14 protein-coding genes are annotated in these 14,726 nt (G+C 64.1%); 9 read left to right on the top strand and 5 right to left on the bottom strand.

Going from position 1 to position 14,726, the window contains the following annotated elements; all coding sequences use genetic code 11:
* Positions 1-18 precede the first annotated feature (18 nt).
* Genes AC5RTE_RS13230 through AC5RTE_RS13220 form a run of 3 tightly spaced genes read left to right on the top strand, consistent with a single transcriptional unit; the run spans position 19 to position 3,606 of the window.
* Complete coding sequence (locus AC5RTE_RS13230; protein WP_494041861.1) at positions 19-948, top strand: ABC transporter permease; 930 nt, start codon at positions 19-21, stop codon at positions 946-948.
* Positions 938-1,888, top strand: a complete 951-nt coding sequence (locus AC5RTE_RS13225; RefSeq protein WP_494041860.1) for an ABC transporter permease — start codon at positions 938-940, stop codon at positions 1,886-1,888. Before AC5RTE_RS13230 ends, AC5RTE_RS13225 begins: the two co-directional genes overlap by 11 nt.
* On the top strand, positions 1,885-3,606 hold the full coding sequence (locus AC5RTE_RS13220) for a dipeptide ABC transporter ATP-binding protein (protein WP_494041859.1): 1,722 nt from the start codon (positions 1,885-1,887) through the stop codon (positions 3,604-3,606). The genes AC5RTE_RS13225 and AC5RTE_RS13220 overlap by 4 nt, the downstream gene beginning before the upstream one ends.
* A 9-nt stretch (positions 3,607-3,615) precedes the next feature.
* Here AC5RTE_RS13220 and AC5RTE_RS13215 read toward each other — a convergent pair whose 3' ends face one another.
* Complete coding sequence (locus tag AC5RTE_RS13215) at positions 3,616-4,494, bottom strand: SGNH/GDSL hydrolase family protein (RefSeq protein ID WP_494041858.1); 879 nt, start codon at positions 4,492-4,494, stop codon at positions 3,616-3,618.
* A gap of 271 nt (positions 4,495-4,765) precedes the next feature.
* On the opposite strand from AC5RTE_RS13215, the gene typA reads away from it, so the two are divergent.
* The gene (typA, locus tag AC5RTE_RS13210; RefSeq protein WP_494041857.1) at positions 4,766-6,694 is read left to right on the top strand and encodes a translational GTPase TypA; all 1,929 of its coding nucleotides are present in this window, start codon (positions 4,766-4,768) and stop codon (positions 6,692-6,694) included.
* 162 nt (positions 6,695-6,856) lie between these two features.
* On the opposite strand, the gene AC5RTE_RS13205 is transcribed toward typA, so the two are convergent.
* On the bottom strand, positions 6,857-7,096 hold the full coding sequence (locus tag AC5RTE_RS13205) for a putative acetyltransferase (RefSeq protein ID WP_494041856.1): 240 nt from the start codon (positions 7,094-7,096) through the stop codon (positions 6,857-6,859).
* Between the two features lie 134 nt (positions 7,097-7,230).
* Here AC5RTE_RS13205 and fdxA point away from each other — a divergent pair, with 134 nt between their 5' ends.
* The 3 genes from fdxA (at position 7,231) to AC5RTE_RS13190 (ending at position 10,234) form a co-directional block, all read left to right on the top strand.
* Complete coding sequence (gene fdxA, locus AC5RTE_RS13200; protein WP_009356972.1) at positions 7,231-7,557, top strand: ferredoxin; 327 nt, start codon at positions 7,231-7,233, stop codon at positions 7,555-7,557.
* 14 nt (positions 7,558-7,571) lie between these two features.
* Positions 7,572-8,720: a succinyldiaminopimelate transaminase gene (gene dapC, locus AC5RTE_RS13195; RefSeq protein ID WP_494041855.1), complete on the top strand. Its 1,149-nt coding sequence runs from the start codon at positions 7,572-7,574 to the stop codon at positions 8,718-8,720.
* 227 nt (positions 8,721-8,947) lie between these two features.
* Positions 8,948-10,234 carry a citrate synthase gene (locus AC5RTE_RS13190; protein WP_494041854.1) on the top strand — a complete coding sequence of 429 codons (1,287 nt, stop codon included), beginning with the start codon at positions 8,948-8,950 and terminating at the stop codon, positions 10,232-10,234.
* A gap of 79 nt (positions 10,235-10,313) precedes the next feature.
* On the opposite strand, the gene galE is transcribed toward AC5RTE_RS13190, so the two are convergent.
* Positions 10,314-11,327, bottom strand: coding sequence for a UDP-glucose 4-epimerase GalE (gene galE / locus AC5RTE_RS13185; RefSeq protein WP_494041853.1), 1,014 nt, complete (start codon positions 11,325-11,327; stop codon positions 10,314-10,316).
* Positions 11,328-11,456: 129 nt separating this feature from the next.
* Between galE and AC5RTE_RS13180 the strand changes: the two genes are divergently transcribed.
* On the top strand, positions 11,457-12,065 hold the full coding sequence (locus AC5RTE_RS13180; protein ID WP_494041852.1) for a TetR/AcrR family transcriptional regulator: 609 nt from the start codon (positions 11,457-11,459) through the stop codon (positions 12,063-12,065).
* Positions 12,066-12,164: 99 nt separating this feature from the next.
* Complete coding sequence (locus AC5RTE_RS13175) at positions 12,165-12,776, top strand: hypothetical protein (protein ID WP_494041851.1); 612 nt, start codon at positions 12,165-12,167, stop codon at positions 12,774-12,776.
* A 17-nt stretch (positions 12,777-12,793) separates the two neighbouring features.
* Here the strand turns inward: AC5RTE_RS13175 and AC5RTE_RS13170 are convergent, their stop codons facing one another.
* Positions 12,794-13,651, bottom strand: a complete 858-nt coding sequence (locus AC5RTE_RS13170) for a transglycosylase SLT domain-containing protein (RefSeq protein WP_494041850.1) — start codon at positions 13,649-13,651, stop codon at positions 12,794-12,796.
* 5 nt (positions 13,652-13,656) lie between these two features.
* Complete coding sequence (gene dapD / locus AC5RTE_RS13165; RefSeq protein WP_494041849.1) at positions 13,657-14,697, bottom strand: 2,3,4,5-tetrahydropyridine-2,6-dicarboxylate N-succinyltransferase; 1,041 nt, start codon at positions 14,695-14,697, stop codon at positions 13,657-13,659.
* Positions 14,698-14,726: the final 29 nt, after the last annotated feature.

Raw genomic sequence — 14,726 nt, 5'->3', positions numbered from 1 at the left:
ATCTTCGGAGGGTGTGCTGTGATCCGGTTCATTCTCCGGCGGTTGCTTCAAGTCATCCCTGTTTTTTTGGGCACCACCCTGCTGGTCTATTTCATGGTGTTTGCCCTTCCCGGAGACCCCATCAGGGCACTCTTCGGGGACCGCCCGCCGAGCGAAGCCGTCATCGCGGCCCTTCGGCGGCAGTACAACCTCGACCAGCCGTTCTGGGTCCAATACGGCCTGTTCCTCAAAAACCTCTTCACGTTCAACCTCGGCGTCGACTTCACCGGCCAGCCCATCGCGGCCACCCTGGGCCGCGTCTTCCCCGTCACCGTCATGCTCGCCATCGAAGCACTCGTCATCCAGGCTGTGTTCGGCATCGGCTTCGGCCTGATCGCGGGCCTGCGCAAGGGCAAGATCTTCGACTCGTCCGTGCTGCTTGCCTCGCTCGTTGTCATCGCCATTCCCATCTTCGTGCTCGGCTTTGTCCTGCAGCTCGTCTTCGGTGTCTACCTTGGCTGGGCGAAACCTACGGTCGGCACGGACGTCAGCTGGGGCACGCTGCTGCTTCCGGCCTTCGCGCTGGCGCTTGTGTCCTTCGCCTACGTGCTTCGCCTGACGCGGGCGTCAGTGATCGAAAATTCGACGGCCGACTACGTCCGCACCGCGACTGCCAAGGGGCTGTCCCGGCCGCGCGTGGTGATGGCGCACATCCTCCGCAACTCGATGATTCCCGTGGTCACCTACCTGGGCGCCAGCCTCGGCGGGCTGATGGGCGGGGCCATTGTTACCGAAGGCATCTTCAACGTTCCCGGCGTGGGGCAGAAGCTCTACCAGGCGATCCTGCGCAGCGAAGGACCCACGGTCGTTGCCATCGTGAGTGTGCTGGTGCTGGTCTTCGTTATCGCCAACCTGCTGGTTGATTTGCTGTACGCCTGGCTTGATCCGAGGATTCGCTATGAAAAGTAACCAAGACACCACCCATTACGTTGCCCCCATCGAGGAGACCCCTCTGCTGGCGACGGATGCGGTCAAGACTGACCAGGCTCCGCTGAGCCTGTGGGCTGACGCCTGGCGGAAGCTCCGCCGTCGTCCCCTGTTCATCGTCTCGGCAGTGATGATCCTGATCATCCTGATCGTGGCATTCTTCCCGGGCTTGTTCACGCAGACGGCGCCCAACGACAACTGCCAGCTGGCAAACTCCGACGGCGCACCCTCGGCCGGCCACCCGTTCGGGTTCACCTTCCAGGGCTGCGACGTCTACGCCCGCGTTATCTACGGCACGCAGGCTTCCGTCATGGTGGGTGTTTTCGCCGTCATCGGCGTGCTCATCATTGGTGTGACCCTCGGCGCGCTTGCCGGCTTCTACGGCGGCTGGGTTGACGCCGTCATTGCCCGCCTCGGGGATATCTTCTTCGCACTCCCGCTGGTGCTTGGTGCATTGGTGGTGACCCAGCTCCCGTTCTTCCGGGAAAACAAGAGTGTGTGGACAGTCATCATGATCATCGTGTTGCTGGCCTGGCCAACTATGGCACGGTTGACCCGCGGCGCGGTGATCGAAGTCCGGAATGCCGACTTCATCACGGCCGCCCGTTCGCTTGGCGTGTCCAGGATCCAAAGCCTGATCCGGCACGTGCTGCCCAACGCCCTTGCTCCCATCATCGTGCTGGCCACGATGGAGCTTGGTGTGTTCATCGTGCTGGAGGCCACGTTGTCCTTCCTCGGCATTGGGCTCCCCGGCAGCATCATGTCCTGGGGCAACGACATTTCTGCGGCGCAGGCGTCCATCCGCACTAACCCCGCCGTGCTGCTCTACCCGGCTGCCGCCCTGTCCATCACCGTCCTGAGCTTTATCATGCTGGGCGATGCCCTGCGCGACGCTCTTGACCCGAAGAGCCGCCAGCGATGAAGGAGGCACACGTGACCACGTCCGATGTCACTATTACTGAAGCCGGAACACCCGCGGACCGTCCCCTGCTGGAAATCCGGGACCTGGCCATCACGTTCGAGACCAGCAACGGTGAAGTTAATGCTGTCCGGAACGCGCACCTGACCATCATGCCGGGTGAGACCGTTGCCATCGTGGGCGAATCGGGGTCGGGAAAGTCAACCACCGCTCTGGCTGCCATCGGCCTCCTGCCCGGCAACGGCAGGGTTTCCGGAGGGCAGATCCTGCTGGACGGCGAAGACATCTCGCACGCACCCGAAAAGCGGATGATCGAACTGCGCGGCAACACCATCGGCATGGTGCCCCAGGACCCCATGTCCAACCTCAACCCGGTATGGAAGATCGGCTACCAGGTCAAGGAAACGCTCCAGGCCAACGGCCGTCCGAGTGGCCCTGAGGACATCGCCAAGGTCCTGTCGCAGGCCGGGTTGCCGGACTCCCACCGTCGCGCCAAGCAGTACCCGCACGAGTTTTCCGGCGGAATGCGGCAGCGGGCCCTGATCGCCATCGGCCTGTCCTGCCAGCCGAGGCTGCTGATCGCCGACGAACCTACGTCGGCCCTGGACGTCACGGTGCAGCGGCAGATCCTTGACCACCTTGAGGGCATGACCTCCGAGCTGGGAACGGCTGTCCTGCTGATCACGCACGATCTTGGCCTCGCAGCTGAACGCGCGGACAAAGTAGTGGTGATGTACCGCGGGCAGGTGGTGGAGTCAGGGCCGTCCCTGGAGCTGCTGCAAAACCCGCAGCACCCTTACACCAAGCGGCTCGTCGAGTCTGCACCTTCCCTGGCCAGCCGAAGGATCCAGGTTGCCAAGGAACAGGGCGTGGAGGCAGCGGATCTTCTGGCCCCGGCTGCAGAGGCCCTCACTGCCGACAACGTGCTGCAGATCCAGGACCTGCGGAAGGTGTACAAACTTCGGCAGGGCCTGGGGAGATCGTCGGACTTTGCGGCGGTCGACGGCGTGAGCTTCGATGTGCTTCGCGGAACCACGACGGCGATCGTGGGGGAGTCGGGCTCCGGCAAGTCCACTGTGGCCAAGATGGTGCTCCAGCTTGAGAAGCCCACCGACGGCAGGATCCTTTTCGACGGCGTCGACACTTCGGGCCTGAAGCCCTCGGAACTCTTCAAGTTCCGGCGCCGGGTGCAGCCCATCTTCCAGGATCCGTACGGCTCCCTTGACCCGATGTACAACATCTTCCGGACCATTGAGGAACCATTGCGGGTCCACAAGATCGGGAACAGGGCCAGCCGGGAAAAGAAGATCCGCGAACTGCTGGACCAGGTGGCGCTGCCCCAATCCACCATGCAGCGGTACCCGAACGAGCTCTCGGGCGGGCAGCGGCAGCGTGTCGCCATCGCCCGTGCCCTGGCCCTGGATCCTGAAGTCATCATCTGCGATGAAGCAGTATCCGCACTGGACGTCCTGGTTCAGGCCCAGGTGCTGAACCTGCTGGCCGACCTTCAGTCCAACCTGGGGTTGACCTACCTCTTCATCACGCACGACCTTGCGGTGGTGCGGCAGATCGCGGACCACGTATGTGTGATGGAAAAGGGCCGCCTGGTAGAGACCGGATCCACTGACAACGTCTTCGAAGCGCCGCAGCAGGAGTACACGAAGGCACTGCTGAACGCCATCCCCGGCGCGAAGCTGATGCTTCCGCCCGAAGTGGCGTAGCAGCCTTATCTATCCACCGGCTGGAGCCGGAGCCTGCCGGCTCCGGCTCCAGCTGCTTTCGGCCTTCCCGCCTGCCGGGTTCCGCTCCAGGCCAAGTTCGCGCAGGCTGCGTTCCAGGAGCAGTCCGAGTGCCCGCCGGCCGTTGGCGTTCATGTGCACGGCGTCGGCGAGGTCCTTGGCCAGGCCGTATCGGGTGAGCCAGTCACCCACGGATATAAAGGGCAGGTTGTGCGCTGCGGCCACCGAGCCCAGCAGGGCATCCACTTCGGTGCGGCGACCGCCCCCGTTCTTTTCACCCCTTGCCAGGGTGCCAATTATTGCTATCCGGGTACCCGGATAGCGGTTTTGCAGCTCTGCGATCAAACGCCCGGCGTTGCCCGCGATTCGCTTGTCAGACGCCCCGCTGGCAGCATCGTTTCCCCCGCCCTGGATGACAATCAGCGCGGGAGTACCCGCAGGGAGCAACCAGTCACTCTCCAGGAGGGCATCGATGTAGTTGCCTGTCCTGCCGTTGCCAGAAGCGAACCCGGTGCCGCCCCGCCCGCCGAAATACACCTTGTACCCCGCAGCTTCAAGACCCTGCCGGGGCCAGCCGTCCAGTGGTTCCGACTGGGAGTCCCCGATCAGGAGGGCCATCTTGCTGGCATCGGAGACAACTGCCTCAAGCCGCCCGTTCGCCGGGTTGAGCACGGGTGCCCCGGCAGCCATGCCGCCGTGGCTCGCGATGGCCGCTTCCGGCTGCCCCGCGGCGGTAACAGCCTGCAAGGAAGGACCGGCGGGGGAGGGGGCCGGTACTCCGCAACCGGATAGGGCGATCACGCTGCACATTGCGAAAACGGCGGCGGCTCCGGATGGGGCGAAGCGGGACCGGGCCAAGGCTTTTCGCATCTGGTGTCTTTCGGGCGTGCATCGGGTGTCAGAGCCATCATGTGGCATGGCGACAGGAATGGCCAGTGATTTTCCTCACTGATTCTGGCCCAGGTGCGGGCGTTGGGCTGCGGCCTGGCGCGGCCCGCCCGGAAAAATTTAGGCCAATAAACGGCACTGCGGCTAGAATTGGGGAAGGCGCCCTGTGCAAAGGGCCTGATCCGTCGTGCGTTCCAGTTGGAAATGTCGCGATACAACAGCTGACTTTCACCACTGAATCGAGCCATTACGCATGTCTGAAACCACCACCAACACTGCGGTAGCCACTGCATCACGCAGTGACCTCCGCAACGTCGCGATTGTGGCCCACGTTGACCACGGCAAGACCACCCTGGTCGACGCCATGCTCAAGCAGACCAACTCCTTTGCCGAGCACAACCACCTCGAAGACCGCGTGATGGACTCCGGTGACCTCGAGCGCGAAAAGGGCATCACCATCCTGGCCAAGAACACCACGGTGGCCTACAACGGTCCGTCCTCCAACGGCGAGACCATCACTATCAACGTCATCGACACCCCCGGCCACGCCGACTTCGGCGGCGAGGTTGAGCGCGGCCTGTCCATGGTTGACGGCGTCGTCCTCCTCGTTGACGCTTCCGAAGGTCCGCTGCCGCAGACCCGCTTTGTGCTCCGCAAGGCCCTGGCCGCACACCTTCCCGTCATCCTGCTGGTCAACAAGACCGACCGCCCCGATGCCCGCATCGAGGAAGTTGTCCACGAGTCCATGGACCTTCTCCTCGGCCTGGCCTCTGACTTGGCCGACGAAGTTCCGGACCTGGACCTGGACAAGATCCTCGAAGTTCCCGTGGTTTACGCTGCCGCCAAGGTTGGCCGCGCCTCCCTGGAGCAGCCCACCGACGGCACCGCCCCCGAGAACGAGGACCTCGAGCCGCTGTTCAAGACCATCATTGAGCACATCCCGGCACCCACCTACAACCCGGAAGGTGTCCTGCAGGCGCATGTCACCAACCTGGACGCTTCCCCGTTCCTGGGCCGCCTGGCACTGCTGCGCATCTACAACGGCACCCTGCGCAAGGGCCAGACCGTTGCCTGGGCACGCGCAAACGGTGAGCTGAAAAACGTCAAGATCACCGAACTGCTGGCCACCAAGGCACTGGACCGCGTCCCGGCCGAATCCGCCGGCCCCGGTGAGATTGTCGCCGTCGCCGGCATCGAGGAAATCACCATCGGTGAGACCTTGACGGATGCGGAAAACCCGCAGCCGCTGCCGCTGATCACCGTGGACGATCCCGCGATCTCCATGACCATCGGTATCAACACCTCGCCGCTGGCCGGCAAGGTCAAGGGCGCCAAAGTCACCGCCCGCCAGGTGAAGGACCGCCTGGACAAGGAACTGATCGGTAACGTCTCCATCAAGGTTCTCCCCACCGAGCGTCCCGACGCCTGGGAAGTTCAGGGCCGTGGCGAGCTGGCCCTGGCCATCCTCGTTGAGCAGATGCGCCGCGAAGGCTTCGAGCTGACCGTGGGCAAGCCGCAGGTGGTTACCAAGACCATCGACGGCAAGATCCATGAGCCCATGGAGCACATGACCATCGACGTGCCGGAAGAGTACCTCGGCGCCGTCACGCAGCTCATGGCAGCCCGCAAGGGCCGCATGACCAACATGGCCAACCACGGTACCGGCTGGTGCCGCATGGAGTTCATCGTTCCGGCCCGCGGCCTAATCGGTTTCCGGACCAAGTTCCTCACGGACACCCGTGGCGCCGGCATCGCCGCCTCAATTTCTGAAGGCTACGAGCCCTGGGCCGGCCCGATCGAGTACCGCACCAATGGTTCGATGATCGCTGACCGCGCCGGCGTTGTGACGCCGTTCGCCATGATCAACCTGCAGGAACGCGGCTCCTTCTTCGTGAAGCCCACGTCTGAGGTCTACGAGGGCATGATCGTGGGCGAGAACTCCCGCGCCGACGACATGGACGTCAACATCACCAAGGAAAAGAAGCTCACCAACATGCGTGCAGCTTCTTCGGACACTTTCGAGAACCTCACCCCGCCGCGCGATCTCACGCTGGAAGAGTCACTCGAATTCGCCCGCGAGGACGAGTGCGTCGAGGTGACCCCGGAAGCCATCCGCATCCGCAAGGTCATCCTGGACACCAACGAGCGTGCCAAGGCCAACCGCGCCCGCGCGAAGGTCTAATAAGCACCACCGCCAAAAGCTGCCGGTTCAACGGAGGGGCATCCCGCCGTCGAACCGGCAGCTTTTGCCGTTAACGGGCTCTAAGCCTTTGCAACGTACAGCTCTGCGCAATGACACCCGGGTTCGGTGCTCAGCGGCAGCACCTGCGTCACGAGGGTTGTCTCAGCCGCGTGGCCGGCGCCGCTCCGGCGCCGGGGGGACTTCCTTGGCTGCCACAACCAGGTCCAGGGGAATGACGACGTCGGCCTGCCGGGTGCGGACGGTGCAGGCACCGGCGGCGCACGAGATTAGATGGCCGAGGGCATCCGTGAGGCCGCCCTCGATGCGGTAGCGCACCACCACCCGCGTGCCGGCCTCGGCGGCGGAGAGAAACCGGGCGGGCGAAGGTGGGGCGTGACTCACCAGTTCATACTAGGCGGCCCGGCTAGGTTCGCGGGAATGGGCCGGGAGATAATAGGCTCAGATGTCAGGGTCCGGCCAGCTGCCGGATGCAAGTGCCGGCGGGATGCCGGAACCAACGTGGAGAGGCCAGGGACGTGACGTACGTAATCGCGCAGCCGTGTGTAGATGTCAAGGACAAGGCTTGTATTGAAGAGTGCCCGGTCGACTGCATCTATGAGGGTGAGCGTTCGCTGTACATCCATCCGGACGAATGCGTGGACTGCGGCGCCTGCGAGCCGGTCTGCCCGGTTGAGGCGATCTACTACGAGGACGACACCCCGGATGAGTGGGCTGACTACTACAAGGCCAATGTGGAGTTCTTCGATGACCTGGGATCGCCGGGCGGTGCCGCCAAGATCGGCAACACCGGCAAGGACCACCCCATGATTGCCGCGCTGCCCCCGCAGAACCAAGACCACTGACGCCGGCAGGAACGGTGACCGCAGCAGTGAATACGTTCGGCCTTGACCTGCCCGACTACCCGTGGGAGGCGATGGCGCCGTATCTTGCCAAGGCCTCGGAGCATCCCGGCGGAGCGGTCAACCTGTCCATCGGAACGCCGGTGGACCCTACTCCCGCCCTGATCCAGGATGCCCTAAAGGCCGCCGCGGATGCCCCTGGATACCCCACGGTCCACGGCACCCCGGCCCTTAGGGAGGCCATCGCCGGATGGTTTGAACGGCGCCGCGGCGTGGCGGGGGTTGACCCGCGCAACATCATGCCCACAGTGGGGTCCAAAGAACTGGTGGCGTGGCTGCCGCTGCTTCTGGGGCTGAAGCCGGGCGACGTCGTCGTACGTCCCAAGGTTGCCTACCCGACGTACGACATGGGCGCCACCCTCGCCGGCGCCACTTCCGTGGCAACTGACAACCTGGATGAGCTCGACGACGCCACCCGCTCGCGTGTCCGGCTGATCTGGGTCAATTCCCCCGGAAACCCCACCGGCAGTGTCAGGGGTGTTGAATCCCTGAGGGCGCTCGTGGTGCAGGCCCGCGAGCTCGGTGCCGTGGTGGCGTCGGACGAATGCTATGCGGAACTTGGCTGGGGAAGCTGGGACGTGCAGCGCGGCGGGCAGCCGGTCCCCAGCATCCTGGACCCAAGGGTGGCGGGAGGCTCGCACCAGGGCCTGCTCGCCGTTTACTCGCTGAGCAAGCAGTCCAACCTTGCCGGCTACCGTGCGGCCTTCGTTGCCGGTGATCCCGACCTGATGCCCAACCTCGTGAACAGCCGAAAGCACGCCGGAATGATCGTTCCATACCCGGTACAGGAAGCCATGCGGGTGGCGCTGGGGGACGACGCCCACGTGGAGGCGCAGAAGGACCTGTACCGGGGACGCCGCGGGCGGCTGGTCCCGGCGCTGCTGGATTTTGGGCTGGAAATCAAGGAGTCCGACGCCGGGCTTTACCTATGGTCCACGGCCGGAGAGAGTACCTGGGACACTGTGGCGCGGCTGGCGGAACGCGGCATCGTGGTTGGCCCCGGAGTCTTCTACGGGGAGGCGGGCAACGGCTACGTCCGGGTTGCCCTGACCGGAACGGACGAACGGATTGACGCTGCAGTGGCCCGGCTGGCCGACGCCCCGTAACAAACCTGTGACTCGCGCCACATAGGCGGCGTTTTCGGGCTTTTTTGATCGTCGCGGATTAGTGGCACCCGCCAAGGAGCGGTAGCTTTTAACTGACTATCAATGGTGGCTTTCTACAAGAAGGCAGCCCGGGTGTTGGAACCTGTGTTCTCAGGCTTCGTGCGCGGCTCACCTGATGTTGGATCAAGCTTTCGACAGAGGCCCAGAAGCCTCATGAAGGGGACTCCATGACTGAGACCAACAATGCTGCGACCCTGCACCACGCAGGAGGCGAGCTTAAGCTGCCGCGTATCCAGGTTGTTGAAGGGAACGAAGGCTACGACGTTTCCAAACTGCTGAAGCAGACGGGCGCAGTCACCTTTGACCCCGGCTTCATGAACACAGCAGCCACAACCTCGGCTATCACCTACATTGATGGCGATGCGGGCATCCTGCGCTACCGCGGATACCCCATCGAGCAGCTGGCCCAGCACTCCAGCTTCCTTGAGGTGTCCTACCTGCTGATTTACGGCAACCTGCCCTCGCCCACGGAACTGGACGAATTCGACCAGAAGATCCGCCGGCACACGCTGCTGCACGAGGAGCTCAAGGGCTTCTTCGGCGGCTTCCCGCGCGACGCGCACCCCATGCCGGTCCTGTCCTCGGCCGTATCCGCGCTGTCCACGTTCTACCAGGACTCGCTGGACCCGTTCAACGCTGAGCAGGTGGAGGTTTCCACCATCCGCCTGATGGCCAAGCTCCCGGTGATCGCTGCCTACGCGCACAAGAAGTCCATCGGCCAGCCCATGCTGTACCCGGACAACTCCCACAACCTCGTGGAGAACTTCCTGCGGCTCAGCTTCGGGCTTCCGGCCGAGCAGTACGAGGTGGACCCGGTGGTTGCGAAGGCCCTGGACCTCCTGCTCATCCTGCACGCGGACCACGAGCAGAACTGCTCCACCTCCACGGTGCGCCTGGTGGGCTCGTCCAACGCGAACCTCTTTGCGTCCGTCTCGGCCGGCATCAACGCCTTGTTCGGGCCTGCCCACGGCGGCGCCAACGAGGCAGTGCTGAAGATGCTCCGCCAGATCCAGGCCGACGGCACCAAGCCCGAGGACTACATGGAGAAGGTCAAGAACAAGGAAGACGGCGTCCGCCTCATGGGCTTTGGGCACCGCGTCTACAAGAACTATGATCCCCGCGCCAAGATCGTCAAGGCCACAGCCCACGAGATCCTCACCAAGCTCGGCGGCAACGACGAACTGCTGGACATCGCACTGCGCCTGGAAGAGAAGGCGCTGAACGATGACTACTTCATCCAGCGCAAGCTCTACCCGAACGTCGACTTCTACACCGGCCTGATCTACAAGGCCATGGGCTTCCCGGAGAAGATGTTCACCGTGCTCTTCGCCATCGGCCGCCTGCCCGGCTGGATCGCCCAGTGGCGTGAAATGATCACCGACCCGAACACCAAGATCGGCCGCCCCCGGCAGCTCTACATCGGTGAGCCCGAGCGGGACTACCCTGCCCGCTGACGGAACGCCCTGAAGTACGACGACGGCCGCCTACCTCGCAGAGGTGGGCGGCCGTTCGCATCACTTGGGCCTGCCGTTATCAGGCCGAGTAGCCCTGCGGGTTGTTTTTCTGCCAGCGCCAGTGGTCCTCACACATCTCGTCCACGGTCTTGGTGGTGGACCAACTGAGGTCCGCCAGGGCGGAAGTGGCATCGGCCCAGAAGGCCGGCAGGTCGCCGGCGCGGCGGCCCGTGATCTCGTAGGGGATGGGCTTGCCCACAGCCTTCTCAAAGGAGCGCAAAACCTCCAGGACCGAAGAGCCCTTGCCCGAACCAAGGTTCCAGCGGAAGACACCGGCGCGGTCGGCAACATGGTTGAGGGCGGCCACGTGGCCTTCGGCAAGATCGACAACGTGGATGTAGTCGCGCAGGCAGGTACCGTCCGGGGTGTCATAGTCGCCACCGAACACCATCAGTTTTTCGCGCCGGCCCACTGCCACCTGGGCGATGAAGGGTACCAGGTTGTTCGGGATGCCCTGCGGGTCCTCGCCAATCCGGCCGGAAGGATGGGCCCCCACAGGGTTGAAGTAGCGCAGCAGGGCGATGTGCCAGCGGCTGTCTGCCGATCCCAGGTCCGAAAGGATGTCCTCAATCTGTTCCTTCGTGCGACCGTAAGGGTTGTTGGCTCCAATCTCCATTTTTTCCACATAGGGGATGGGGTTGTGCTCGCCGTAGACGGTGGCTGAGGAGCTGAATACAATGGAGCGGACGTTGTGCCGGTCCATCACCCGGATGAGGTTAAGGGTCCCCACCAAATTGTTGTAGTAGTACTTGAGCGGCTCACGAACGGACTCGCCCACGGCTTTCAGTCCGGCGAAGTGGATGACCGCGTCAATCGTGCTGGCCGCAAAAACCTGCTCTACGGCGGCTTCGTCCACCAAATCAACATCGTGGAACTGGGCGGTCTTGCCGGTCAGTTCCGCTACCCGCCGAAGCGACTCTTCGCTGGAATTGACCAGGTTGTCGATGACCACCACGTCATGGCCGGCTTCCTGCAGGGACAAAACAGTGTGGGAACCGATATAGCCGGTGCCCCCTGTGACCAGAATTTTCATGCCTCCAACGCTATCCCACACGGGCACTTTTCTTCCCGTTATGTCCTGGTCGTGCCCGGCAGACAAGCCGCCGAGCGCGCAGGCGGCGGGTTGGGCGGTTGAAGGAGCACGCATGTGCTAAAAAGTGGAGTGCCTAAAATCGTCAACGCCGAAGAACGGCGCCAGGATGTGGTGGGGGCGGTCTGCCGCATTATCGCCGTCGACGGGCTCGAAGGGGCATCGCTGCGCGAAGTGGCGGACGAGGCCGGGCTCGCCGTGGGGTCCGTCCGCCATTATTTTGCCGGCAGCGAGGAACTCCTCATCTATGCGTTCGCCAGGGTCATCGACACCATCGTGGCCAGGTTGAACCAGGCGATGCCCGCCCTGCAGAAGTACCCGCCGGCAAGCGCGGAACACCGCAGTGCGGTTTTAACACTCCTGGGCGAACTTCTGCCGCTGGATGAACAACGGGCCGTGGAAACCTGTGCGTGGATGGCCTTCCGCAACGCCGCAAGGATCAGGCCGTTCCTGTCAGCAGAGGCGGACCGCAGCCACCGGGAAGTTGCGGCGCTGATGGGACGCGCCATCACCACGCTGCTGCCGGCATATGAGCCGGAGGAATCGCTGGTGGTGGAGGCGGAAAGGCTCCTGGCGACAGTGGACGGGTTGTGCATGCATGCCCTGCTCCAACCTGGCTGGATGACCCCCGAAATCTGCTTCGATGTCCTGGAGCGGCACCTGGACGGGCTGGTGCCATGAGGGCCGTTAACGTCGGCAACGCGGGGGAATAGACTGATAACCGGGGGCGTGGAACCGGATCAACAGGCCCGGTAACAGCACGCCAGGGAAGGATTTCGGATGCACCAAACAGGCGGTTCCGGGTGGCAAATCACCACCGACACGTCCGGGCCCATGATGATTGCCCTGTATGTCCGCGATGCAGCCGGGCTGGACGGCGCCGGCCACCCGGCCCTCTCCCACGCTGCTCCCAAAATCCGCCAGGCGGACCACAGCCACCTCACCGCGGACGTTGGCGGTTTGAGTGTGCTCAAGACTGAGTGGGAGGCATGGTGGGCGCAGCTCCTCAAGGCCCATCCGCAAACGTCACCGGAGCTGTCACCGCCGGACTTCGAGGCCTTTGGCAATTCTCCGGCCCTGCAGCGCGTACTCAAGGCGCACTTCGGGTCCGCCCTCACCTGGGCGCGGGAGCGCAGGAGCGAATACGCGGAGCTGGAAGCGGAGCGCGCTGCCATGGGCGCGGACCAACTGCTGGAGGACATGGTGGATGACAGGCTGTTGGAGGTAGGGCGGGACGCCCGCGACTTTAAGCTCACCATCATCGAGCTGCCGTTGAATGAGCAGCGCGCGTGGTACCTGGAGCCGGACAAAATCATCATGAGCCACCAGCTGATGAGCCAGCCGGAACTGTTCCGGAGCTACGTCCAGCCCGTGGTGGAAATCCTGGCATAGCCCGGCCGCCAGCGGAATCAGTTTCTGGCGCCTGCCGGTGAAACCGTAATCCTTACCTGCCCGTCAGCAGCGGAGGACTCCTGCCAGCCGTTCCGGTCTTCACGGTCCCAGCTGCGTCCGGCCACCTCCACCTGTGTGACTTCATAGCCCTTGGCGTTGGCAACCGCCCAATGCGCCACCGACCATGCCTGGCTGCCGCTGGCTTCCACTACCAATGTCCCGCCCTCCACTGCAGTGCCCAGTGGACCGTAGGCCTGCGCCAGTTCCGTTGACACGGCACCGGGGTCCCCGGCAGCAGCGGGGGAACGGAGCGTGCATTGCACGGATTCGGGTGTCTGGCCCGACAGGCCGGAGGCAAAAAACCGTCCCATCTGTTCATGCTGGGCATAGGCGGTGGGGAAGGCGGACCGCTGGACCCGCTGCGCTGCTTCGGTGATCTCCATCGACTCATAGCCCGGAATCCGTACCAGAGCATCGTAGAAGGCGTTTGTGGCGTAGTACGGGTCCATCACCTGGGCCTCTGTTCCCCAGCCCTGCGAGGGGCGCTGCTGGAACAGCCCGCGCGAATCCGGGCCCGCCTGGTCACCGTGGGCGATGTTCCGGAGCTTGGACTCCTGCATTGCCGTGGCCAGTGCTATGCTCGCCGCCCGGGGCGGAAGCCCGCGCTGAACGGCGACGGCGGTGATCAGGGAAGCGTTCACCGCCTGGTCAGGTGCCAGCTCTGCCGTTCCGCCACCTACGACGGCGGTGCAGCGTTCCGAAACGAGGGTCTCGGAACGCTGCACAAAAAACACTGCCGCATAAGCGCCGCCTGCCACCAGTGTGAGGGCCAGCAGCAGCACCAGGAAGCGGCGCAGGCCGCGGCTTCGTGCCATAGGTATCAGTTGGCGTGCAGGGCGTCGTTCAATTCCACGGTCTGGCCTGCGCGGGGGAGGACCTCCACCGCGCCGTTGGTGGAGTTGCGGCGGAACAGCAGGTTCGGGACGCCGGAGAGTTCTGCCGCCTTTACGATCTTGGTGGTGTCTTCTCCCACCTCGTCCTTGGGACCGGGTACCCGCACCCGCGTTCCTGCCGTGACATAGAGTCCGGCTTCCACCACCGAATCATCCCCGATGCTGATGCCGACGCCGGAGTTCGCACCCAGGAGGACCCGCTCGCCGATGGTGATCTTCTCTTTGCCGCCGCCGGACAGCGTGCCCATGATGGACGCTCCGCCTCCGACGTCGCTGCCGTCGCCGGTCACCACGCCGGCGGAAATCCGGCCTTCAACCATGGAGGTGCCCAGCGTCCCGGCGTTGAAGTTGACGAAGCCTTCGTGCATCACGGTGGTGCCTTCGGCCAGGTGGGCACCCAGGCGCACACGGTCGGCGTCGGCAATCCTGACGCCCGTGGGAACAACGTAGTCCACCATGCGGGGGAACTTGTCGATGCCGTACACGGTGACTGCCCCGCGGCGGCGCAGGCGGGCGCGCGTCAGTTCGAAGTCCTCCACGGGGGCGGGCCCGAAGTTGGTCCATACGACGTTCGGGAGCTTGCCGAAGATGCCGTCCAGGTTGATGGTGTTCGGCCGGACCAGGCGGTGCGAGAGCAGGTGCAGCCGGAGGTAGGCGTCGGCGGTATCGGCCGGGGCTTCATCGAGGTTGATCTGAACAAAGACCACTTTCTGTTCGGTACCGCGGTCCTCGTCGGTGCCGGCTTCGGCGATGCGGGCGAGGGCGTCGTCTGCGTTCTCCACGGCGCGCAGGTTTTCCGCGGCAACACCAAGGGCCGGGGCCGGGAACCAGACATCCAGGACAGTGGCATCACCTGTTTCCTTGCCCCTGGCAGAGGCAACGGTGGCCACGCCAAAGCCGTAGGCGGAGCGTTCTTCGGTGGAGGCGTTCTGGGTCTCGGGCACAGCGGAGGAAGCAGTCTCAGTCATGGTCCCAGTCTATCGACGGCTACGGACCT

Source organism: Arthrobacter sp. K41 (assembly GCF_059089645.1).
The sequence above is the reverse complement of the archived record's forward strand: the minus strand, read 5'-3'. Positions and strand labels throughout refer to the sequence as shown.